Below are 22331 nucleotides of genomic sequence, written 5' to 3'. Positions count from 1 at the left end.
TTTAACGGAATTTCCATACAGCAAAAACATGTCCTTCCTCAAAAACACTTTCTGCAGCAGGCAATACCAGGAAACCGTCTGCTTTCAGCAAACTGGCCAGATCGCCTGATCCCTGGTAGGGTTGAGGTATTGCGGTCACTATTCCCGTTGGTTTAGCGACCAGTTTTACGGGTAAAAAATATTCGAGGTTCGTTTCAAAAACTACTTTCTCTGCCAGTACTGCATAGGAGAGTTCAGGTATCTGTGCCTGCATGGCGCCAAGTATCCAGTGTTGTACATAACGGTAAAAACACATAAAACCTGAAACGGGGTTGCCAGGCAATGCAAATACTACGGGGCCGTCTTTAAACTGCCCGAATAGCAAGGGTTTCCCCGGGCGTTGCTGTACTTTATGAAAAAGCTGCTGCATGCCCAGCTGCTTCAATACTGCAGGCAGGTGATCGTACTTCCCTGCGCTTACGGCTCCTGAGCTGATCCAGATATCCGACTCCCTGATCAGGGGTGTCAGTGCAGCCAGCATGCTCTCCTGGTCGTCGGACAGGTGAATATAACGGGCTTCAATACCCATTGTTTCCAGGCAGGCCTGCAAACTAAACGCATTCGACATACGTATCTGGTGTACATCTGGCGTTTCATGCACCGGCACCAGTTCATCGCCGGTTGCGAGTATCAGTACCCGTGGTTTCCTGCTCACTTCAACAGTTGTTTGTCCAACGGTTGCCAGTACGCCGATCTCCGCAGGACCTATCTGTACCCCTGGTTCTATCAGCGTTGCGCCCGACGATACGTCTGATCCCAATACGTGAATATGCTGCCCTTTCTTTACGGGCATATTAACCGTAAATCTTTTGAAGCCTTCATGTTCACCGGCTTCCAGGTGCTCATAGGGGATAACGGTATCTGTGAGTTCGGGCAGTATAGCGCCCGTCATTACTTCGATGCAGTTGGCGGTATTGGAAAGCTGCAACCTTGGCTGGCCGGCGGCTTGTATATCTTCTACCACAAAGATCTGTTGTCCTCTTTCATAACTATCAAAATTGATAGCTATTCCATCCATCATCACCCTGTCGAATGGCGGGAAAGGCCTGTCGGCCATTACCCTTTGCCGCAATATCCTGCCCGTTGCACGTTCAAAAGGCACGGTTTCTGTGCCCAGATCCCTGACGGTTTGCATGATTATTTCGTATGCGGCAGTTACAGTCAACATCCTTAAATTCGGTTTAAATTAGGTGATACTTGTTTAAATTTATGCTTTTATGTCCAATGAATCAAACAGTGGTTTCACCCACATCAATGAAACAGGTCAGCCGGCGATGGTCGATATCAGTGGCAAACACGATACCTATCGTATAGCCGTGGCAGAAAGCAGGATCTTTCTTCCTGCCGTTATCAGGGAACAATTCCAGGGTCAGGATATTCAAACCCGCAAGGGTAGCGTATTCCAGACGGCGATCATTGCCGGCATCATGGGCGCAAAGAAAACGCCTGAATTAATTCCCCTGTGTCATGGCATCCTGCTGGATGGCTGCGATATACAGATCCAGCTGGAAGGAGAAGAAGCAGTGATAAGATGCGCAGTTAAAACCACCGGCAAAACGGGCGTGGAAATGGAAGCATTGACAGGCGCCAGCATTGCGGCATTAACGATATACGATATGTGTAAAGCGCTCTCGCAGGAGATGGTGATACGCGAAACTAAGCTCATCAGTAAATCCGGGGGCAAACATGACTTTTCCAAATAACCTGAACGGTACTGCCAACATAAAAGGACTTATTCTCTGCGGCGGGTATAGCACCCGCATGCAGGAAGATAAAAGCATGATAGCCTATCATGGCGTTCCTCAATGGAAATACCTGGCGGAAGTATTGCAACAACTGGTACCGGAAGTATATCTTTCCTGCCGGGAAGATCAGTTGCCCGGCTTTGAATCGTACGACCGTTTCATTGTAGACTCAGTACCTGCCAAAGGCCCGTCGGCCGGCCTTTTATCTGCCCATCAGAAAGAGCCCGGTACTGCCTGGCTCGTAGTGGCATGTGATCTGCCCCTGTTAAGTGCAGAGAGTTTGCATTACCTGCTGCAACACCGCAATCCAGCTAAAGCCGCTACCACATTCGTAAGCCCGGTTAACCATCTTGCAGAACCGTTGATCACCATATGGGAGCCTGCTGCATTAAACGCGTTGAAGCGGAATGTAGAAAATGGAATGAATTGCCCGCGAAAAACCTTGCTGAACATAGACATAGAGCTGCTGAACAACCCCAGGGCAGAAGAACAGTTCAATGCCAATACGCCGGAAGACAGGGACACAGCGTTAAAAAGCGGCCGTTAAACCGGCTGCTCGTCTGCAAAAAATTCCTTCTTCCAGATGGGTACAGTTTCTTTCAATGTATCTATCACATACTCGCAGGCGTCAAAAGCAATACCGCGATGCGCTGATGCTACGGCAATAACAACTGCTATATCGCCAGGGTACAGGGCGCCGATTGCATGCAGCATCACCAGTTTTTCAATCGCCCATTTTTCTTTCACCTGGTCTGCGATCTTTCGCATCTCAGATAATGCCATGGGTTCATAGCATTCGTAGAACAGGTGAGTGACCGCACGTTTATGCGTGTGGTTTCTCACGGTTCCTGCAAATATAACTTCACCGCCGCAGGTAGGGGTTTGGATAAACGCCAATGCCTCTTCTACCGTAATCTTTTCTTTTATTGTAATTAATACGTCCATGGTCCTTTATTTCGGGTCATCCGCCGCTAACAGGCGGAATAACAGCTATTTCATCCCGGTCGGTAAATTCCTGGTCATCGGAGGCATACGACCGGTTCACTGCAATCATCAGCGACGAGAGTTGCTGCAGGGAAGGATATTGCTCATACAGCCAACGCTTTAGAGTTGCTACATCTTTTATATATGCAGGACAATCCAACACCGCGCATCCTGCCGTTTCCTTTACCACGCCAAACAATAGTATTCCCATACTGTTTAAATTGTCAGATAAAACTACAATTTACCTGCGATAAGTAGTAATTTTAAGATCGACGGACAATACGTTATTTATGAAAATAAGAATAAGGGGAAACAGTATCAGGTACCGGCTGGACAAAAACGATGTGGAATTAATGGAAACAACCGGTAAGGTAGAATCATCTACCCACATAGGCGCCGGCATCCTGCATTTCTGCATCCGAAGCAAAGAGATTGAAGAAGCGGCTATTAAACTGGAAGGGAGCAGCGTACATCTTTCTGTTCCTGCCGCACAAATAAAGAACTGGATAGAACCCGACCAGGTAGGATTTGACATCAGCATTCCCAATACCGACGGTTCAGTACTTGCCATACTTGTTGAAAAGGATTTCAAATGCCTGACGGAGAGAGGAGAAGATGACAGCAATGGTTTTGATAATCCAATGAAAAACTGCTGATAAGATGCTGCTTGATGCGCAACAACGGGTGATCAACTATGTCAGGCTTTCGGTGACCGACAGGTGCAATTTACGTTGCACTTATTGTATGCCGGCCGACATGAAGTTTGCAAAAAAGGATACCTTACTGACGGATGAAGAGATCATCACCGTTCTGAGCACCCTTGCCGCAGCAGGTGTTTCCAAGGTAAGAATAACTGGCGGGGAACCGTTTTTAAGACCAGGTTTGCTTTCTCTTTTAGAAAAGATACATAACATAGAAGGGATCGCCAACATCGCCGTTACCACCAACGGCGTATTAACTTCCGACTATATCCCGGCATTAAAAAAACTGGGCGCAGATCATATCAATCTAAGCCTGGATACCTTGCAGGCCGACCGCTTCATAAAAATTACAAGAAGGGATTCTTTTGCCGCCGTGATAAAAACTTTCGATAGCCTGCTGGCGCATCAGCTGCAGGTGAAAATAAACATGGTGGTAATGGATAACGTGAATACAGATGAAATAAACGATTTTGTTGCCCTGACCAAAGACGCCCCGGTATCTGTAAGGTTTATTGAAGAAATGCCTTTTAACGGGCAAGGACACGGGTTTTCGGGGATCAACTGGAACTACCACCGCATCCTGGAAACCATATCAGTACAATACCAGCTGCAGAAACTGAGCGATGCTCCTAATACCACTTCCATCAACTACCGGATACCAGGCCACCAGGGGAGCATAGGAGTGATCCCGGCATACAGCAGAACGTTCTGCGGCAGCTGCAACAGGCTGCGGATCGCCGCCAATGGCGGTGTAAGAACCTGCTTGTACGGCAATGATGTTTTAAACCTGAAGAAACTGATAAATACCGGCCAGCCATTGATGCCAGCCATTATAGACGCGCTGAACGCCAGGTATGCCGATGGTTTTGAGGCAGAAAAACATGCCAGTCTGGATAAAGCCAGCATGTCGCTGATCGGCGGGTAAAGTTATCTGATGAGCATCCTGACGCCTGCATACAGGATCAATGCCGCCGTTGCACCCGCTACCCACCGGGGTTTCAGAACCCTGGCGCTTAAACGGGCGCCCAGCTGACCTCCCACAATTACAGATAAGATAAGGGGCAAAGAAAAACGCCAGTCAAATGCGATGGGGTGCTTAACTGCCTGCCCCGCCAGGCCCGAAATGGAATTTACCAGGATGAAAAAGCTGCTAAGCCCTGCTATTCGTTTTGCAGTGTCATATCTTCCCAGCTTCAAAACCGGCGAAAGATAGATTCCGCCGCCAATTCCCGTCATCCCTGATAAAAGCCCTATAGCTCCTCCAATGATCCCATATGCCCATTCGCTTTCCTTTTCTTTAGGCGCTACTATCTCTTCTTTCTCAAAAAAGAACCTGTAACACATAGCCAGGGCGGCTAAGGTGAGAGCGATCCCTAATATGAGAAAAAAGGTTTCCTGTTTCAGCGGCAAATACCCTCCCACAAAAGCCAATGGAACACTGACCAGTGAAAGCTGCAAAGCTTTTTTCAGAGGCAGGTTACCGCTTTTATAAAAATGATATACGCCTCCTGTCACTACTGCGATATTGCATAACAGGGCCGTGGATTTCATCAGCTGAAAATCTATCCCCCACAATGCCAGGATCGCCAGGTAACTGGACCCGCCTCCAAAGCCGGCCGCCGAATAGGCCAGGGCTACCAGGAAAAAAAGGATACAAAGCTCTGTGATCACGGTTAGTAGGTTTGCATGTCAGGATCAATCTTGATGGCCCAGGCATGAATGCCTCCTTCCACGTTATATACATCGGGGAAACCTGCTGCCACCAGTTGCTGCGCAACGGCGCGGCTTCTCATACCATGATGGCATAATACAGCAACCGGCGTTCCGGAAGGAACAAGGGAAGGTTGCTGCAATACCTGCCCCATTGGCAGGTGAATAGCTTGCGGGATATGGCAGATCTCCCATTCATCATCTTCCCTTACATCTACCAGCACAAAATTCTCTTTCGCTTCTATCCATTGTTCCAGCTGGTTTACAGACAATGACTGTACTGTATTCATTTCACAAACTGTTTGATAATAATTATCGGCCAACGCCCTGATAGCCAGGTTGGCTGCATTAGGTTTAAACCTGAAAACCTGGTGAGTATTCTCTAAAGTATCTATCACCAGCAGCTGGTTGCTGAGTACCTGGCCGATACCGGTTATAATTTTTACTGTTTCATTTGCCTGGTAAGTGCCGATGATGCCCGGCAACACACCTAGCACCCCGATCTCGCTACAATTAAGCATCTGGCCCGCTTCCGGCGGCTCTGGAAAGATGCAGCGGTAAGTAGCGCCGCCCTGGTAATTAAACACGCTCACCTGGCCTTCGAACTGGTAAATAGCCCCATATACCAGGGGTTTGCCGGCAATCACACAGGCGTCGTTCACTAAATATCTTGTACCGAAATTATCTGTGCAATCTACTACTACATCATACCCGGAGATTATTTCAAGCGCATTTTCTCTTGTTATCCATACAGGGTGTTCAATAAACCTGACGGTGGGATTCAGGAGTCCCAGTCTTTCTATTGCCAGCTTTAGTTTGGGTTTACCCTCGTCCGCTGTCTGGTAAATTACCTGCCGTTGCAGATTGGTGATAGAAACTGTGTCCTGTTCGGAAATGCCGATGGTTCCAACCCCCATTGCCGTCAAATATTGCAGTACCGGCACTCCCAGCCCTCCGGCTCCAATCACCAGTACTTTTGCCTGTTGTAACAATGCCTGTTTAGCCGGTCCAAAACCTTTCAGCCTGGTTTGGCGATCATACCTGTCCATACGCCTGATTTTAACCTTAAAGTTAATTGTATCCCGGAGAAATTACACGATTGGTTTAATAACCTTATACATCGTTATGAGGTCGGTATAGCTTCCATCGGGCAGCTGAATGCCATGCGGAAGACGGCCGCATTCCATGAAGCCGAAGTTCCTGTACATCTGCATTGCTTTTTCATTAATGGAGAAAACATTGAGCGTCAGCAAACGGAGTTCGGGGCGGTCGTCGGCCCAGCGCAGCATAGCGGTCATCAATCTTCTGCCAATGCCCATGTTCTGCCACTTACTTTCCACAGAAATGCCTACTTCCCCGGTATGGGATTTCTTTTTAAACCCGGGGTGATTAACATTGATAGAGCCCACGATCTGGCCGCGTACCGTAGCCAGTAACAGAAGCTGTTCGGGATTATCGAGATAAGAGCGGATAAAGTCTTCTTCCGAAGCCACATCGAGGTCCATAGCTTCTGAATGGGTAAACAAAAGAAATTCTGTTTCCCGGGTCAAACGTTGAAAATTACTTAGCAAACCGGGAGCGTCGCGAAGCTCAGGCATCCTGATCACCAATTCATCCCCGTTCGGAAGAAAGTGCTTCATTTGTCAATCGTTTTTATTTTCACGCAAAGGCGCTAAGTTTTTTGAAGGGGCATAAGTTTTTTTTTAAAGGGCATAAGGATTAAAAGAAAAGCGAAGATTGTGTTATGAATATTATATAATCTTCTCCTTTCTTAATCCTTAAAAAACTTATGTCTCTTAAAAAAAACTTATGCCCCTTCAAAAAACTTAGCGCCTTTGCGTGAAACTAGATCATGCTGCTGCCGTAATAGCTCTGTAATACGGTTGGCACTTGTATGCCTTCAATGGTTTGGTTGTTTTCCAGCATACAGGCAAGTATTCTTGGTAAGGCCAGGGAGCTTCCGTTGAGGGAATGCACCAGTTGCGGTTTACCATTGTTTTCTTTGAAGCGGATCTTCATCCTGTTTGTCTGGTAACTTTCGAAATTACTTACAGAGCTAACTTCCAGCCATTTCTGCTGTGCGGCGCTGTAAACTTCGAAATCGTAAGTCAGCGCAGAGGCAAAGCCCATATCGCCGCCGCATAAACGAAGAATGCGGTAAGGCAGCTCCAGCTGGTTAATCAATGCTTCTACATGGGCAACCATTTCATCCAGCGCTTCGTAAGATTTATCAGGGTGTACGAGTTGTACGATCTCTACTTTATCGAACTGGTGTACACGGTTCAAGCCGCGTACATCTTTACCGTAAGACCCGGCTTCCCTGCGGAAACACGGAGTATAGGCGGTCATTTTTACCGGCAGGTCCGTATCTTTCAGGATCTCATCGCGGTAAATATTTGTAACAGGTACTTCGGCAGTAGGAATGAGATAATAGTCATCCTGGGTGAGGTACATCTGCCCTTCCTTATCAGGCAACTGGCCGGTGCCATAAGCGCTGGTATGGTTTACCAGGTAAGGAGGAGCGTATTCCATATACCCGTTGGAAGTGTTGTAATCCAGGAAATACTGGATCAATGCACGTTGCAGGCGGGCGCCTTTGTTTTTGAACACGGGGAAGCCGCTGCCGGTGATCTTATTGCCCAATTCAAAGTCTATCAGGTCGTATTGTTTGGCGAGGTCCCAATGCGGAACGGCGCCTGGGTACAGATCAGGTATCTTGCCACCGTTACGGATCTCTACGTTCTCTTCAGGCGTTTTGCCGGGAGGAACAATAGCCGCAGGCAGGTTGGGTAATTTCACCAGGGCGTTATGTAAAGCTGCTTCAGTTTCGTTCAATGCTTCGTTCACCGGGCCGAGCTTTTCTTTCAGCGCTGCTACGGCGGCACGTTGCGTTTCCCCTTCTTCTTTTTTACCCTGGCTCATCAGCTTACCTATTTCTTTAGACAAACTATTGATCTGCGCTTGGGTTTCGTCGTATTCCAGGGTTAACTTTTTACGCTTGTCGTCGAGTTCCAGTATCTCATCCACTACTTCCAGTTCCTTGAAATTTTTGAAAGCCAGTCGTTCTACCACAAACTCTTTATTCTGACGTATAAACGGTACTTGTAACATGTTGTATGATCAAATTTTTGCAAATATATTAATAAATAAAGGCGTTAGCTAAGGTACTTGCCTACAATCGGCATCCTGCGGCCTACGCCAAAGGCTTTGGAAGAAACCCTTATGATAGGGCAAAACTGGTTACGTTTGTATTCGTTGGTGTTCACCATTTTTAAGGTCCGCGAAACCAATGCGGCATCGAACCCTTGTGCCACTATTTCCCTGGGCCCTTGCCGCCTTTCGATATACTGGTACAGTATCCTGTCTAACACGGTGTAGTCAGGCAAACTGTCGCTGTCCTTCTGTCCGGGACGCAATTCAGCCGATGGCGCTTTTTCTATAATATTTACCGGTATAATTTCCTTTTCCCTGTTTATATACCTGGCCAGTGCATAAACCTGCATTTTATACAGATCTCCCAATACCGACAAGCCCCCGGCCATGTCGCCATAGAGGGTTCCATAACCTGTTGACAGCTCACTTTTATTGGAAGTGTTCAGCAGGATATAACCGAATTTATTCGCCAGTCCCATCAAGAGGTTGCCCCTGATGCGGCTTTGCGTATTCTCTTCAGCCACGTTGAAGGGCAGGCCTTTGAAATAGGGGTCCAGCGTTTTCAGGAAAGATTCGTAGATATCGTTGATCCTGATTATATCGTGCGGATTGCCCAGGTTCTCTGATAAGGCAACGGCATCGTCTACCGAATGACTGGTAGAATATGGCGAAGGCATTAAGATAGCCCTTACGTTTTCGCTACCCAGCGCATCGCAGGCAATGGCCAGGGTAACGGCGCTGTCTATACCGCCTGAAGAACCAAGGATAGCCTTTTTAAAGCCCATCTTCCCGAAATAATCCTTAATCCCCAGTACCAGGGCGTCGTAGATCCGGCCAATGTTATGATCGAATTCCAGCGTGGTCACGGGTGTCAGCACCTCGGGCTTAGCCAGCGGCAGCGGGCTGTTGAGCAATTCTTCCAATGTTACGCCATCCATTGCTTCCTGGAAGTAAGGAAATTCTTTTACGATATTTCCTTTACCATCAAAGATCAGGGACCCGCCGTCGAACACGATTTCAGTCTGCGATCCAACGGCGTTGCAGTAATACATCGGGATCTTGTATTTCAGCACATTGGCCAGGATGATCTCCTTCCTGTCTTCGTCATGATCGTAATCGAACGGGGAGGCAGAAAGATTGATCATTACATCCGGTTCCTGCGCCATCAGCTGGTCCATAGGGCACACACGGTAAAGCGGGTTATCGCCCAGGTTCCAGATATCTTCACAGATGGTGACTGCCAGTTTCCTGCCTTTGAACGGAATGACGTTCCATTCGAACGATGGCTCGAAATACCTGTATTCGTCAAATACATCATACGTTGGCAGTAAAGTTTTATGTACTACCTGCTTTACTTCGCCTTCATAAAGGAACCAGGCGGCGTTAAAGAGGTCTTTTCCTTCTTTCTGTGGATTCCTGGCAGGAGATCCTACCAGTACGGCAATATCCTGCGTATGCGCCTTGATCTGTTCAATAGCATGATAGCATTGCCTGATAAAATCTTCAAATTCCAGGAAATCGCGCGACGGGTATCCGCAGATACATAATTCAGAAAACACTACCAGATCGGCTCCCTGCGCCTTTGCAGCATGAACGCTCTCTATGATCTTCGCTGTATTCTGCTCAAAATTCCCGATATGATAATTCTGTTGCGCCAGTATTATTTTCATATAAAAAGTAGTCTGAATTAAAAGTAAATCCCCAGTCGTAGTGCAAAGCTATTCATATTTATCCTTCCGTCATCCCACTTTTTATTGCGGGTAACATCCACGAACCCGTTCTGGTAGGTAATGCCGGCGGTACCAACCAGGTTGCCGCCCAGCGGGTATTCGGCGCCTGCGCCGATCAACCAGCCGATATTGATACGGTTCATTTCAGGCAGTATATTCACCTTATCAGTGCTTTGGTTCAGCGACACCACATCTGCACGGCCAAGGATGGGAAAATCGAAATAGGTACCGAACTGGCCCCACCAGCGGATGTTGTTATCTGCCGAGGCTTTCAGCTTCAGCGCCAGTGGCACTTCGATATAAGTGAGCTTCATATTGTATTCTGCGGGATTGGCTTTAAAAGCGTTCAATCCTTTGCCTGCGTCGTATTTCAGGGTGCTTCCGGCAATCAGCACCTGGAAGCCGGATGCAACCGCGTAAGTACCGGTTTCGTTCAATGGAAAATCGGCGATCAGTCCGAAATTCAGTCCCGCTTTTGCGCTGTTCCGTTTTACCCCCGATTCCTGCGGCTTCAGCACAGAGATCAGCGGGCTTAATGTAAATCCAAGTCGTATGCCTTTGTTATCGTTATATCCGTATTGGCCCAGGCTTATTTTTGTTATCACTAAAGCTGTCAGCAAAAGGAGTGTCTTCTTCATAATTCATCGGTTTCGGCATCAAAATACGAATTAACCCACTATTCATTCACTTCTATTCGTATTTTTATGGCTATGCAAAGATATCTCACCCTATTAATCTGTTTAGGAACGCTGGCTTTGGGGAGTGCCTGCAACAGTGGCAAAAAATTACCTGATGTCAGTAATATACCCATGTCCGTTAGCTTGTCGAGATTTGATTCAGCATTCTTCCGCATCGACACCAACAATACAGTGGCCGGCATCAGGGAGCTGCAACAGCATTACCCTGTTTTCATGCCCCTGTATATTTCAGAGATCCTGAACCTCGGATCGATCCGGGATTCGGTGAATACGCCCAAACAACTGAGGTTGTTCCTGACAACGCCTGATTTCAGGGCGCTGGAATCGTCGGTGCAGGCGAAGTTCAAAAACCGGGACCTGACAGGGCAACTGGAGCAGGCTTTCAGGTATACGAAATATTATATCCCATCTTTTCACCCTCCAAAAATTATCACGTTTATTTCAGGTATTGCCAATTATGGAGCAATAACTATAGATTCGATCCTGGGAATCGGGCTGGATATGTACATGGGCGCCGATTTCCCTCCCTATTCGCAGATCCCCGATTACCCGGCGTATATGATCAGGAGATTCGATCCTGCTTATATCCCGGTAAACAGCATGCAGGTGATCCAGCAGCAGTTGTACCCGGCCGCCAAGAACAGCAACCTGCTGGAACAAATGATAGAGGCGGGCAAGCAACAGTATTTCCTGGATAAGGTATTGCCGGCGACGGCAGATACAATAAAACTGGGCTATACAAAGGAACAGCTCGATTGGTGTTTCGACAACGAACAAATGATCTGGCAATTCTTTGTGCAAAATAATTTACTTTATTCAACTGATTGGCAGGATATCAATCATTTTGTGAATGACGGGCCGTCTACACAGGGGATGCCGGAAGGCTCGCCCGGGAAGATAGGTTCCTTTGTGGGCTGGCAGATTGTAAAAAAATATATGGAGAAGCATCCTGAAATTTCTTTACAGCAGCTGATGGAGTCTAAAAATCTGTTGGAAATATTTAAAGCGGCCAAATACCGGCCCAAATAGCGGAATGCGGGAATTGCCTGTTTGTGGTGGCTCACAGCCAATTCCTGTTCCCTTTCAAAAGTCTGGCATCTGATACAGGTTCAACGAAAGACGGGACTTAGTTTAGTTTAAACGGAACAACCATTTGGAATTCAGGGATCTTTACTTCAAAAAGTTTTTTATCCAACTGGTTTTCCATCTGGTAGGTACCGTACATTTTTCCGATCTCAGTGCGGAGATTGGATCCGGACACATACTGGTATGTTTCGCCGGGAGCCAGCAATGGTTGCACACCTACTACCCCTTCCCCTTCTACTTCTCGGTGTGCGCCGTTGGAATCGATAATATACCAGTGACGGCGTAACAATTTGATTGGGAAGGTATTATTGTTTTCAATGGTAATACGGTAAGCAAACATGAATTCGCTCCCAATAGGATTGGAATAATCCGGTTGGTAAAACGTTTCTACGCTTATTGTGATGCCTTCTGTTACCTTCTTAACCATAAATCAACCTTTAACGTAAAAATAAGGAAAATAAAACCAGCTGCTCTAAAAATTATCTTTCACCCTCCACTTTAACGAATATTTAGCCAATTTCTATGTCTTCCAGCACGGATAAATCTTCTTCTGCCGCCCGGGCGGCTATTTCCAGCGAATTATTATAATACCCGTTCCTGAAATACTCCGTCATATACCTCCACAGGAATCCTATTTTACCATATTGTTGATATTGCTTAATATGGCAGGCTTCGTGTCGCATCCAAGCAATATCTGATAAAAACTGTTCCCTGCTGGCCCCATACAGGTAGATGGTGCGCCCTATTACCATGGCTACAGACTGCACCCTTAGCGAGCGGGCGGCTATTCTCGCCATCCACGAATTCTCCTTTATACGACATTTAATTTTTTCCAAATGCTGAAAGAAAATTGTTGTTTAGTTTTTTATAGCAGGAATAATGCCATCCGGATTTGGAGTAAATTCCACTATATTAGATTTATTTTGCAGCAAATACGACTCTACTGTGAATATCGAACAATTATACAGCATTTATCAGCAACATCGCTCAGTACAAACCGACACCCGTAAACTAAAACCGAACGACATTTTCTTTGCACTGAAAGGGGGCAACTTCAACGGGAATGAATTTGCAGCCAAAGCATTGGAAATGGGCGCCGCTTATGCTGTTGTAGATGAAGCAGCTTATTATACAGTTCCTGAAAAGATGATGCTGGTGCCCGATGCCCTGGAAGCATTGCAACAGCTGGCGTTACGGCACAGGAAACAACTGAACATACCTTTCCTGGCCATCACCGGCACCAACGGGAAAACTACTACGAAAGAACTGGTTAGCACTGCGCTGGCGGCAGGACTTAAAACCTACGCAACCGTTGGCAATCTCAACAATCATATCGGCGTACCGCTCACTATCCTCAGCATTCAGCCGGACGTGGAAATTGCAGTGATAGAAATGGGCGCCAATCACCAACACGAAATCGAAGGTTATTGTAAAGTAGCTTTACCAACCCATGGCATCATTACAAATATAGGCAAAGCGCACCTGGAAGGCTTTGGCGGGGTTGAAGGAGTGAAGAAAGCAAAAGGAGAGTTATACGATTTCCTCAGGGCCAATAACGGAACAGTGTTCGTATGCAATGATTACGACTACCTGCTGGAAATGGCAAAAGGAATTCCGCATATCGTGACATACGGAAAAACAGAAGCTGACTACGTTGGCGAAGCAGTGACAGATTCCGCTTTCCTGGGCGTGGAAGTAAGGGGCGACAGCCAGGTTGGTTTTATCCAGACGCAACTGGTAGGCGCCTATAACTTCCCTAACGTAATGGCTGCCGTAGCTGTAGCAACTTATTTCAAGGTTCCTGAAAGTAAAATAGGTCCGGCCATTGCCGGCTATGCACCAACCAACAATCGTTCGCAGGTTATGCAGGTTGGCGGCAACACCATCATCATGGATGCCTACAACGCCAATCCATCCAGCATGAAAGCGGCGATCGAAAACTTCGCCGGTTTGAAGGCTGATAAAAAAGTACTGATGTTAGGAGCGATGATGGAACTTGGAGAAGACAGTATTAAAGAACATGAAGCCCTGGTAGATCTTATAAAAAGCCATCCATGGGATGCAGTTGTACTGGTAGGAGGCGATTTCAAAAACATCCAGCATCCGTTCATTTACCTCGAAAACTCAGCAGCGGCAGCAGAATGGCTGAAGCGACAACAGCTGGCCAACGCTCATATTTTAATTAAGGGTTCGCGCAGTACCGGCATGGAAAAAGTGATTGCCTGACTATGTTGATAATCATGAAGATCCAGGTCTTCAGCATTTGTTAACGATTTCATAATTGCTTTAATTTTAATGATTACAGAACTCGGTTAACCTTTGCGAAAATCTGAATCGCATGCACAGAAAAATCTGCTATGTGCTCGGTATGCTGCTTTGCATACTGATGATAGCCCCTACTGCCCTAAAAGCTCAGGAAACAACCGCCGACATTGCGGGTATCGTTAACAGCCCCGATGGCCCGGTACCGGGAGCCAGCATCACTGCTGTACACCAGCCAACCGGAACCAAGTACATGACCATTTCGCGTAAAGATGGCAGGTACAATTTACCCAACTTAAGAGTGGGCGGCCCTTATGTTTTAACCGTTTCCTACATCGGTTTTAAGGAAGAAAAAAGAGAGAACATTTCCTTATCACTGGGCCAGGAATTCAAAGCCGATTTCAGGCTGGTAGCCAATACCAGCAGTCTTACCGAAATTGTTGTGACCACACAGGCCCAAAGTAAAGTGATCAACAAAGGAAGGACCGGCAGCCAGGAAGTGATCACCCGTTCGCAAATGGATAGGCTTCCTACTATTACCAGGTCGATGCAGGACTTTACACGCCTTACTCCTTCCGCCAATGGACTAAATATTGGAGGAAGAAGCAACCAGCTTAACAACATCACCGTTGACGGCGCCAACTTCAATAATTCATTTGGCCTGCAGCCTACATTAGGCTCCCAGACGGCTTCACAACCTATCAGCCTGGAAGCCCTGGAACAGATCCAGGTGAACATTTCACCCTACGATGTAAGACAGGGAGGGTTTTCCGGAGCAGGTATCAACAGCGTTACAAAAAGCGGTACCAATACTTTTAAAGGTACTGTTTATACTTACATTCAAACACCCGGTTTGCAAGGCCTGAAAGCCGGAACCGCCACGGTTCCGAAGCCGGATTTCAACTACAACCTCCGTGGTTTCTCAACCGGCGGCGCTATCAAGGCTAACAAGTTGTTCTTCTTTGTAAGCGCCGAGCAGGAAAGGATCTCAGCGCCTGCAACCAGCCTGGTTGCCAACAGGCAAGGCGGTACTCCCGGCGGAAACGTTTCACAGGCCAGTGCAGAAAAACTGGATGAACTGAAAAAATTCCTGATAGATAAATTTGGCTACAACCCCGGCGATTATGAAGGTTATACCTATCATACCCAAAGCGATAAGATAACCCTGAAATTAGACTGGAACGTAAATGCGAACAATACATTTACTATCAAATATAACTACCTGAAATCCGCCAAGGATATACCCGCCAGCAACAGCGGCGCACCAGGCGGAGGCGCCGTTGGAAGCGGGCGCCAGCCAAGCGCCACAGGCCTTCCGTTCAGCGGCAGCGGCTACACCATCAACAACAACTTCAACATCTTTATTGCTGAATTAAATACACGTATAGGCAACCGCGCTTCCAACAAACTGCAGGTTGGTTACTCTGCCCTGCGCGACTTCAGGAAAGCGTTGTCGGAAAAGGAATTCCCGATGGTAGATATCATGAACGGGCAAGGCGCCAGCTATACCGCGTTCGGTTATGAGCCATTTACCTATAACAACAAACTGAATACAGACGTATTCCAGCTGTCCGACATCTTTACCATGTATAAAGGCAAACACGAGATCACGATAGGTACGCAGAACTATTATAAAAAATTCCTGAACGGCTTTGCACCTAACTATATGGGCAACTACAGGTATAATACGTTGCAGGATTTTTATAATGCCGTAAACAACAAAGAAGCGAACGCCGTAAGGTATGCATTGTCTTACACTACAACCAAAGACGGCTCATTCCCTTATGCCAAAATAAACATGCTGGAACTGGGCGCGTTTATCCAGGATAAATGGAATGCTACCAATAACTTCACCCTGACTTATGGTTTACGTATAGACCTGCCAGTTATAGGCAGCACTTTCGACACCAACGAAGCGCTGACGAAACTTACTTTCCGGGATGGCGTAAAAGTAGATGTTGGGCAGGCGCCTAAAACCGCGCCACTGTTTTCTCCCCGCGTTGGTTTCAACTGGGATATCACAGGCGATGGCAAAACGCAGCTGCGGGGCGGAGCCGGTTTATTTGCTGGCCCTCCTCCGGGCGTATGGTTAAGCAACCAGGCAGGAAACAATGGGGTGCAGTTCGGCTCATTTGCCGCGCAGGTCGACAAAGATCATTCAACCATCCCGTATGTGTTCAACCCGAATGCTGATACTTACCGCGATAAATCAGGCAATTTATCTACCCAATACAACATTGCGGTAACAGATAAAAACTTCAAATATCCGCAGGTGATGAAAGTGACCCTGGCTATTGACCGCCAGTTGCCTTTAGGTATCATTGCTACCCTGGAAGGTAACTATTCGAAAGACATCAATGCCGTTTACTTTCAGAACATCAACCTGCCATCCGACGGCTTCCGCCTGGAGAATACTCCGGATAACCGTATCCGTTATAACTCCAGCAAAATATACGGAGCCGGTACCAGCCTGGATAATCCCAACATCAGCGATGCTATCCTGATGAAAAACACCAGTAAGGGTTACTCCTACTTTGCAACCCTGCAGCTGCAAAAAACCACGCCGCATTTCTACGCCAGCGCTGCTTATACTTACAGCAAATCAAAAAGTGTGAACGACGGAGGCAGTATTGCACAGAGCAACTGGCGCGATCGGCCGGTGACCGGCGATCCCAACGCCAATGTGCTGGGCTACTCCAACTACTATTTGCCTCACCGCGTAGTGGTAGCTGCTTCGTACCGCTTCACCTGGGCTAAGAATTTTGCCACCTCCTTTGGTATGTTGTATGAAGCTGCACCCAGCCTGAACGGGTTATACAACACCACCTCCTATACTTATAACGGCGATCTGAATAATGATGCGGCTAACGGGAATAATGACCTGATCTATATTCCAAGGAATAAAAATGAGATCGTGCTGGTGCCGGTAGGGTACAGCGATAAGGCTTTTGATCCTGCCACGAATGCAGATAAACGCACAGCAGACATCATCTGGAACCAGCTTGATAACTTCATCAAGCAGGACCCTTACCTGAGTCGTCACCGCGGCGAATATGCAGAACGCAATGCCGTAGCGCTGCCATTCTCTAAACGGATGGATGTGAATATCACGCAAGACATCTTCGTGTATACGGGCAAAGACAAAACCAAGCATACATTGCGTATCAGCTTCGATATTATCAACTTCGGCAATTTGCTGAACAGGAGATGGGGTATTTCCAAAGTGCCGAATATGCCGTCATTCCTGAAGTATGAAGGGCAATTGAGAGATGCGGCTGGCAAAGCTACCAATACGCCTGCGTTCTCGTTCCCTTACCAGGATGCAGCTAACCAGATCCCGCTTACCAATTCGTGGAGAGATAATACCAATACTATTTCCCGCTGGCAGGGACAGATCGGTATCAGGTATATGTTCAACTAACTTCTTCCGATATACATAAAACAAAAGGCATCTCTGTCAAATAGAGATGCCTTTGTTTTTTCCAGTTTTTAAGAAAATATTTGAGCAAACACAATTTTATTTTTCAGCAGCCGTTTTATTAGAAAAGCTGTACTATTCTATCTCTCTCCCCTAATTTAAAGAAGTCTTTTATTTGCCGGCCATGAATTGGCTATAAAAAAAAGACCTGCAAGCTAAAAAACCCGCAGGTGTTCATAACCTATGCCAACTTTAGAGTAATCGTTAGAATTCAAACGTTATTGATGAGCCCGAATTCTATAATATTTTTGAGTTATGTACTTTCTTTTGTTTGTGTGCGTCTGTATAGATAACATAACACAAAATGTATTTGTTCAAAAATCGAGAAAAAATTTTTCCCTCTTGAACTCCTTTGTGCTACCCTATCTCTATTCAACCGCTACAATATTACTTACGAACACATATTTTCTTTGGATTTACAAAAATGAAAAAAAATAAAAAAAAATATTATTATTTGTTTTTTTTATATATAACCAAATGTTTACTTGATTTCCTGGCAAACTTCGATCAGAACCCCGTTCGTGGATTTGGGGTGCAGAAAACAGATAAGTTTATTATCCGCTCCCTTCTTGGGTGATTCTTGTAGTAACAAGAATCCTTCTTTCTTCAACCGCTCCATTTCTTCATAAATATTCTCCACTTCGAACGCGATATGATGCATGCCTTCCTTTTGTTTTTCAAGAAAACGGGCTATAGCGCTGTCGGGCCCGGTAGCTTCCAGCAGCTCTACTTTAGTATCGCCCGACCGGAAGAAAGCCGTTTTTACTTGCTCGCTTTCCACTATTTCTTCCTTGTAACAGGGCGTATTCAGCAGTTTTTCAAATAACGGGATCGATGCGGACAACGACTTTACAGCTATACCAATATGTTCAACCTTCAGCATAATGCAGATTTTTCAGTGATGAGTAAGTATCCGGCAAAGCCGGTGTATTACGGTAAAAGTAAAACCTAAATCGTAAATTTGAGCGGATAGACCAATGCCATATGTTTCAACAACCAGTGTACCTCGACAATAACGCTACTACAGCTTGTGATCCAAGAGTAGTTGAAACGATGTTGCCATACTTTAGCCAGCTTTATGGTAATGCCGCAAGCAGAAGCCATGCCTATGGCTGGGCGGCGGCGGAAGCAGTAGATTATGCAAGAGAGCAGGTAGCCAGCCTGGTAGGCGCTGTCAAACAGGAAATCATCTTTACATCAGGAGCTACTGAAGCCATCAACCTGGCCATTAAAGGGGTATATGAAATGTACGCCGGTAAAGGCAATCATATTATTACCGTGTCTACTGAACACAAAGCGGTGCTGGATACCTGCAGTCATCTCGCCAGGAAAGGCGCCAGCATTACCTGGCTTCCGGTAAAGGCAGATGGATTGATAGATCTGCATGAACTGGAAGCAGCCATTACGCCTAAAACCATCCTGGTTTGCGTCATGTATGCCAACAACGAAACAGGGGTTATCCAGCCGGTAGAGGAGATCAGCGCTATTGCCCGCAAACACCAGGTGATCTTTATGTCGGATGCCACGCAGGCGGTAGGCAAGATCCCCGTTAATGTGCAAACTTCAGGGATAGACCTACTCGCTTTAAGCGCTCATAAATTTTACGGTCCTAAAGGCGTGGGTGCATTATACGTTAGGCGGAAAGACCCGCGGGTGCGGCTTGCAGCACAATTAGACGGCGGCGGTCATGAAAGAGGAATGCGTTCAGGAACCCTGAATGTACCGGGCATTGTAGGCTTGGGAAAAGCCAGTGAACTGGCAATGATGGAGATGGAAGAAGATATCAAAAGGATATTGCCGCTCAGGGATAAACTCGAAAATGCACTATTGCAACTGGAACAAACATATAGGAACGGGCACCCGGTTCACCGGTTACCGCATACCTGCAATTTATCGTTCAGCTACCTCGAAAGCGAGGTGCTGATGATGACGTTCAACAAAAAAATCGCCCTTTCTTCAGGATCTGCCTGTACTTCCGCCTCCATGGAGCCCAGTCATGTATTGAAAGCCATGGGCTTAAGCGATGAAATGGCCTATGCCTCCCTCAGGTTCGGATTAAGTCGTTTTACTACCGAAGAAGAAATAGATTTTGCTATCCAGACAATGATCGAAGGGGTAAATGAGTTAAGAAATAGGAGCATTGCCTGGGAATTGTACAAAGATTCCCTATCTTAAAAGCTATTCACGAATAGCTATATTTGTATCTTTATGAATCCTAATACATAACTGTTCATGCTAGCCATCTTTAAGAAAGAGATCCATCAATTCTTCAGCACTGTCACGGGCTATGTAGCCATCATACTTTTTTTACTGGCTAACGGACTGTTTTTATTTGTATTCCCGGAAACCAGCCTGCTGGACACAGGATATGCCAACCTGGACCCTTTGTTTAACCTGGCTCCCCTTATTTACCTGTTGCTCATCCCTGCTATTACCATGAGAAGTTTTGCAGATGAATTCAAAACAGGAACAATGGAATTGCTCAGCACCAAACCTGTGAGCAGCTGGGAGATCGTAATGGGAAAGTTCTGGAGCAGTCTTTTAATCGTCATCATCTCCCTGGCGCCTACATTAGTTTATTATATTGCTGTAAGAAGTTTGAGCGTAGATGTTCAAACGCTGGACAATGGCGGCATTGCAGGGTCTTATATCGGTCTTGTTCTGTTAGGCGCTACATTTACAGCTATCGGCATCTGGTCATCTTCCTTAACAGCCAACGCTATGATAGGATTTCTTATAGCGTTGTTCACCTGCTTTATTTTATACAACGGCTTTGACGCATTAAGCAAGATCCCTGCATTCACCGGGGGGATCGACTACTACCTGCAAATGGCCGGCATCAAATTCCATTACGCATCTATCAGTCGCGGCGTGATAGACACCCGGGATATTATTTATTTCATCAGTGTGATCGGTTTAATGCTCTATCTCACTAAACTATCATTACAAAGAAGGCTTTGGCAAAAAGGATAAAGCAACAAACAGCATGGCTACAAGAAAAAAATATATACAACGCGCAGTTGCCATAGTAGGGTTACTGATAGTTATCAACATTGCGGCTGCCTATGTTCATACCAGGTGGGACCTGACGGCCGAGAAACGATATACGCTCACGCAACATACTAAGCAAATGCTCCGGCAGTTGGATAGTCCTGTTACTGTTGAAGTATTTCTAAAGGGAGAATACCCTGCCAGTTTCCGCCAGTTGGCACAGGCTACCTCTGATCTGCTGGAGGAGTTCAGGGAATACGGCAGGCAGAATTTCAGCTTTGTTTTTGTCAATCCGGGGCAGGGATTATCAGACTCGGCGCGCATGAAATTCCTTGGTGAGTTGACTGCACAGGGCATCATGCCTTTTAATATGAAAGTGCAGCAGGACGGCAACCAGGGATTTGCAGAACAACTGATCTTCCCCGGCGCTTTAGTGAAATACAAAGACAAAACCATTGGCGTGAACCTGCTGAAAAGCCAGGGAGGACAGGATCCTATGCAGGCGATGAGCAATTCGGAATCGTTGCTGGAATACCAGTTCTCCAATGCTATTTCCAAACTGATGGAAAAAGAAAAACCATTGGTCGGTTACATGATGGGACATGGAGAGTCGCTGGGCATCGAGGTATACGATGCGCTAACCACTTTGCAGAGCAGCTATGCGCTGGATACGCTTACATTGCAATCCACTCCTTTTATTCCCCACGATTTTGATCTTATTTTATTTGCCAAACCTTCTTCTGCATTCAGTGAAACAGATAAACTGAAGATCGATCAGTATGTGATGAATGGAGGCAAGGTGCTTTGGTTCATAGACGAATCGGGAGCAAGCATGGATAGTTTGCATAAGCAACCGGAGTTCTTTGCATTTGATCAGCAGTTGAACCTGGAAGACCTGCTGTTCAAATATGGCGTGAGGATCAACCAGAACCTGATAATGGATCTGCAAAGCGATGTAGTGCCGTTGGTTGTTGGCAATATCGGCAACCGGCCGCAGATACAGCCAGTTCCATTTCCTTTTTTCCCGCTGCTGATGCCGACCAAAGCGCATCCTATCGTTAAAAACCTGGACCTGGTACTGAGCAGGTTTGTAAGTTCTATTGATACGATCCGGACAGATGGTGTCAGGAAAACAATATTGCTGACATCAGGACGTAACAGTAAATTAACGCGGCTCCCTGCCCAGATCAGCTGGGATATAGTGAAAGTGCAGCCTAACGTGCGGGAATACCGGCAACAATATTTGCCTACGGCTGTTTTGCTGGAAGGAAAATTTTCTTCCCTGTTCAATCATCGCCAGGACCCTGCAGCGGTGAAAGCTTTGGAACAGGCTTCCGGCAAGCCTTTCAGGGGAACGGGAACCGACGATGGCAAGATGATAGTGGTAAGTGATGGCGATCTGATCGCCAATGCAGTATCGCGGAAAGATGGACCATTGCAGATGGGGATCAATGAATTTAATCCCGGCTTCGCCTTTGCCAATAAAGAGTTTTTCCTGAATTGCCTCGAATACCTTAGCGGTAATGCCGGCATTATGGAAGCAAGAAACAAAGAATTAACAGTGCGCTTGCTGGATGCAGAAAAAATTAAGAAAGAGAAAACCAAGTGGCAGGCAATCTGTTTCCTGGTACCGATCGGGCTGATATTATTATTCGCAATGATATTTCAATTTGTGCGCCAGCGGGCTTATGCGGGAGAGATAAAGTAAAAGATATCCCTCCCCGTGCAAATTTGAATTCCTATCTTTGCCATTC

The 22331-nt window shown here is 46.5% G+C and carries 22 protein-coding genes; 10 read left to right on the top strand and 12 right to left on the bottom strand.

Features of this window, described 5'->3' with window-relative positions; genetic code table 11:
* Position 1: 1 nt before the first annotated feature.
* Positions 2-1207 carry a molybdopterin molybdotransferase MoeA gene (locus BLV62_RS13705; protein WP_089762530.1) on the bottom strand — a complete coding sequence of 402 codons (1206 nt, stop codon included), beginning with the start codon at positions 1205-1207 and terminating at the stop codon, positions 2-4.
* 49 nt (positions 1208-1256) lie between these two features.
* Here BLV62_RS13705 and moaC point away from each other — a divergent pair, with 49 nt between their 5' ends.
* On the top strand, positions 1257-1742 hold the full coding sequence (gene moaC / locus BLV62_RS13700) for a cyclic pyranopterin monophosphate synthase MoaC (protein ID WP_089762529.1): 486 nt from the start codon (positions 1257-1259) through the stop codon (positions 1740-1742).
* On the top strand, positions 1726-2331 hold the full coding sequence (mobA, locus tag BLV62_RS13695) for a molybdenum cofactor guanylyltransferase (RefSeq protein WP_089762528.1): 606 nt from the start codon (positions 1726-1728) through the stop codon (positions 2329-2331). Before moaC ends, mobA begins: the two co-directional genes overlap by 17 nt.
* Here the strand turns inward: mobA and BLV62_RS13690 are convergent.
* Together BLV62_RS13690 and moaD are read right to left on the bottom strand one after the other, a co-directional pair.
* The gene (locus BLV62_RS13690; RefSeq protein WP_089762527.1) at positions 2328-2729 is read right to left on the bottom strand and encodes a molybdenum cofactor biosynthesis protein MoaE; all 402 of its coding nucleotides are present in this window, start codon (positions 2727-2729) and stop codon (positions 2328-2330) included. The two genes, mobA and BLV62_RS13690, sit on opposite strands and share 4 nt — an antisense overlap.
* A 16-nt stretch (positions 2730-2745) precedes the next feature.
* On the bottom strand, positions 2746-2979 hold the full coding sequence (moaD, locus tag BLV62_RS13685) for a molybdopterin converting factor subunit 1 (protein WP_089762526.1): 234 nt from the start codon (positions 2977-2979) through the stop codon (positions 2746-2748).
* A gap of 79 nt (positions 2980-3058) precedes the next feature.
* Between moaD and BLV62_RS13680 the strand changes: the two genes are divergently transcribed.
* Together BLV62_RS13680 and moaA are read left to right on the top strand one after the other, a co-directional pair.
* Positions 3059-3424 (top strand): DUF7009 family protein, encoded by a 366-nt coding sequence (locus BLV62_RS13680; RefSeq protein WP_089762525.1) that lies wholly within the window; start codon positions 3059-3061, stop codon positions 3422-3424.
* A 4-nt stretch (positions 3425-3428) separates the two neighbouring features.
* Positions 3429-4394, top strand: a complete 966-nt coding sequence (moaA, locus tag BLV62_RS13675; protein WP_089762524.1) for a GTP 3',8-cyclase MoaA — start codon at positions 3429-3431, stop codon at positions 4392-4394.
* A 2-nt stretch (positions 4395-4396) separates the two neighbouring features.
* On the opposite strand, the gene BLV62_RS13670 is transcribed toward moaA, so the two are convergent.
* The 6 genes from BLV62_RS13670 to BLV62_RS13645 all read right to left on the bottom strand — a co-directional run bounded on the left by BLV62_RS13670 (position 4397) and on the right by BLV62_RS13645 (position 10700).
* Complete coding sequence (locus BLV62_RS13670) at positions 4397-5140, bottom strand: sulfite exporter TauE/SafE family protein (protein WP_089762522.1); 744 nt, start codon at positions 5138-5140, stop codon at positions 4397-4399.
* Positions 5141-5142: 2 nt separating this feature from the next.
* Positions 5143-6228, bottom strand: coding sequence for a HesA/MoeB/ThiF family protein (locus BLV62_RS13665; protein ID WP_089762520.1), 1086 nt, complete (start codon positions 6226-6228; stop codon positions 5143-5145).
* Between the two features lie 42 nt (positions 6229-6270).
* The gene (locus tag BLV62_RS13660; protein WP_089762518.1) at positions 6271-6819 is read right to left on the bottom strand and encodes a GNAT family N-acetyltransferase; all 549 of its coding nucleotides are present in this window, start codon (positions 6817-6819) and stop codon (positions 6271-6273) included.
* A gap of 205 nt (positions 6820-7024) precedes the next feature.
* Positions 7025-8290 (bottom strand): serine--tRNA ligase, encoded by a 1266-nt coding sequence (gene serS, locus BLV62_RS13655; protein ID WP_089762516.1) that lies wholly within the window; start codon positions 8288-8290, stop codon positions 7025-7027.
* 44 nt (positions 8291-8334) lie between these two features.
* On the bottom strand, positions 8335-10002 hold the full coding sequence (locus tag BLV62_RS13650) for an NAD+ synthase (protein ID WP_089762514.1): 1668 nt from the start codon (positions 10000-10002) through the stop codon (positions 8335-8337).
* A 17-nt stretch (positions 10003-10019) separates the two neighbouring features.
* Complete coding sequence (locus tag BLV62_RS13645) at positions 10020-10700, bottom strand: porin family protein (RefSeq protein ID WP_089762512.1); 681 nt, start codon at positions 10698-10700, stop codon at positions 10020-10022.
* A gap of 72 nt (positions 10701-10772) precedes the next feature.
* On the opposite strand from BLV62_RS13645, the gene gldB reads away from it, so the two are divergent.
* Positions 10773-11789: a gliding motility lipoprotein GldB gene (gene gldB, locus BLV62_RS13640; RefSeq protein ID WP_443092638.1), complete on the top strand. Its 1017-nt coding sequence runs from the start codon at positions 10773-10775 to the stop codon at positions 11787-11789.
* 97 nt (positions 11790-11886) lie between these two features.
* Here the strand turns inward: gldB and apaG are convergent, their stop codons facing one another.
* Both apaG and BLV62_RS13630 read right to left on the bottom strand, forming a co-directional pair.
* Positions 11887-12273 (bottom strand): Co2+/Mg2+ efflux protein ApaG, encoded by a 387-nt coding sequence (gene apaG / locus BLV62_RS13635; protein ID WP_089762508.1) that lies wholly within the window; start codon positions 12271-12273, stop codon positions 11887-11889.
* Positions 12274-12355: 82 nt separating this feature from the next.
* Positions 12356-12643 (bottom strand): hypothetical protein, encoded by a 288-nt coding sequence (locus BLV62_RS13630; RefSeq protein WP_089762506.1) that lies wholly within the window; start codon positions 12641-12643, stop codon positions 12356-12358.
* Between the two features lie 148 nt (positions 12644-12791).
* Between BLV62_RS13630 and BLV62_RS13625 the strand changes: the two genes are divergently transcribed.
* Entirely contained in the window at positions 12792-14072 is a 1281-nt protein-coding gene (locus tag BLV62_RS13625; protein WP_168927843.1) for a UDP-N-acetylmuramoyl-tripeptide--D-alanyl-D-alanine ligase, read from the top strand.
* Positions 14073-14184: 112 nt separating this feature from the next.
* A complete protein-coding gene (locus tag BLV62_RS13620; RefSeq protein ID WP_225889580.1) occupies positions 14185-17529 on the top strand; it encodes a TonB-dependent receptor in 3345 nt (1114 codons plus the stop codon).
* Positions 17530-18067: 538 nt separating this feature from the next.
* Here the strand turns inward: BLV62_RS13620 and mce are convergent.
* Entirely contained in the window at positions 18068-18469 is a 402-nt protein-coding gene (mce, locus tag BLV62_RS13615) for a methylmalonyl-CoA epimerase (RefSeq protein ID WP_089762502.1), read from the bottom strand.
* Between the two features lie 101 nt (positions 18470-18570).
* On the opposite strand from mce, the gene BLV62_RS13610 reads away from it, so the two are divergent.
* From BLV62_RS13610 to gldG, 3 genes are read left to right on the top strand one after another with little or no spacing between them, the layout of a single operon-like run.
* Entirely contained in the window at positions 18571-19761 is a 1191-nt protein-coding gene (locus tag BLV62_RS13610) for an IscS subfamily cysteine desulfurase (RefSeq protein WP_089762500.1), read from the top strand.
* Between the two features lie 57 nt (positions 19762-19818).
* Positions 19819-20559 carry a gliding motility-associated ABC transporter permease subunit GldF gene (gene gldF, locus BLV62_RS13605; RefSeq protein WP_089762498.1) on the top strand — a complete coding sequence of 247 codons (741 nt, stop codon included), beginning with the start codon at positions 19819-19821 and terminating at the stop codon, positions 20557-20559.
* A gap of 13 nt (positions 20560-20572) precedes the next feature.
* A complete protein-coding gene (gene gldG / locus BLV62_RS13600; protein WP_089762496.1) occupies positions 20573-22285 on the top strand; it encodes a gliding motility-associated ABC transporter substrate-binding protein GldG in 1713 nt (570 codons plus the stop codon).
* Positions 22286-22331: the final 46 nt, after the last annotated feature.

It is taken from the genome of Chitinophaga terrae (ex Kim and Jung 2007) (genome assembly GCF_900107795.1).
In the GTDB taxonomy this organism is placed as follows: domain Bacteria; phylum Bacteroidota; class Bacteroidia; order Chitinophagales; family Chitinophagaceae; genus Chitinophaga; species Chitinophaga terrae.
This window is presented reverse-complemented; position numbering and strand designations above follow the sequence as displayed.

Coding starts and splice junctions, on each gene's coding strand:
- BLV62_RS13645 (WP_089762512.1), bottom strand. CDS start 10,700: ATGAAGAAGACACTCCTTTTGCTGACAGCTTTAGTGATAACAAAAATA.
- BLV62_RS13650 (WP_089762514.1), bottom strand. CDS start 10,002: ATGAAAATAATACTGGCGCAACAGAATTATCATATCGGGAATTTTGAG.
- serS (WP_089762516.1), bottom strand. CDS start 8,290: ATGTTACAAGTACCGTTTATACGTCAGAATAAAGAGTTTGTGGTAGAA.
- moaA (WP_089762524.1), top strand. CDS start 3,429: ATGCTGCTTGATGCGCAACAACGGGTGATCAACTATGTCAGGCTTTCG.
- moaD (WP_089762526.1), bottom strand. CDS start 2,979: ATGGGAATACTATTGTTTGGCGTGGTAAAGGAAACGGCAGGATGCGCG.
- BLV62_RS13665 (WP_089762520.1), bottom strand. CDS start 6,228: ATGGACAGGTATGATCGCCAAACCAGGCTGAAAGGTTTTGGACCGGCT.
- BLV62_RS13610 (WP_089762500.1), top strand. CDS start 18,571: ATGTTTCAACAACCAGTGTACCTCGACAATAACGCTACTACAGCTTGT.
- gldF (WP_089762498.1), top strand. CDS start 19,819: ATGCTAGCCATCTTTAAGAAAGAGATCCATCAATTCTTCAGCACTGTC.
- BLV62_RS13660 (WP_089762518.1), bottom strand. CDS start 6,819: ATGAAGCACTTTCTTCCGAACGGGGATGAATTGGTGATCAGGATGCCT.
- mobA (WP_089762528.1), top strand. CDS start 1,726: ATGACTTTTCCAAATAACCTGAACGGTACTGCCAACATAAAAGGACTT.
- BLV62_RS13680 (WP_089762525.1), top strand. CDS start 3,059: ATGAAAATAAGAATAAGGGGAAACAGTATCAGGTACCGGCTGGACAAA.
- BLV62_RS13705 (WP_089762530.1), bottom strand. CDS start 1,207: ATGTTGACTGTAACTGCCGCATACGAAATAATCATGCAAACCGTCAGG.
- BLV62_RS13620 (WP_225889580.1), top strand. CDS start 14,185: ATGCACAGAAAAATCTGCTATGTGCTCGGTATGCTGCTTTGCATACTG.
- BLV62_RS13690 (WP_089762527.1), bottom strand. CDS start 2,729: ATGGACGTATTAATTACAATAAAAGAAAAGATTACGGTAGAAGAGGCA.
- BLV62_RS13630 (WP_089762506.1), bottom strand. CDS start 12,643: ATGGCGAGAATAGCCGCCCGCTCGCTAAGGGTGCAGTCTGTAGCCATG.
- gldB (WP_443092638.1), top strand. CDS start 10,773: ATGCAAAGATATCTCACCCTATTAATCTGTTTAGGAACGCTGGCTTTG.
- gldG (WP_089762496.1), top strand. CDS start 20,573: ATGGCTACAAGAAAAAAATATATACAACGCGCAGTTGCCATAGTAGGG.
- mce (WP_089762502.1), bottom strand. CDS start 18,469: ATGCTGAAGGTTGAACATATTGGTATAGCTGTAAAGTCGTTGTCCGCA.
- moaC (WP_089762529.1), top strand. CDS start 1,257: ATGTCCAATGAATCAAACAGTGGTTTCACCCACATCAATGAAACAGGT.
- apaG (WP_089762508.1), bottom strand. CDS start 12,273: ATGGTTAAGAAGGTAACAGAAGGCATCACAATAAGCGTAGAAACGTTT.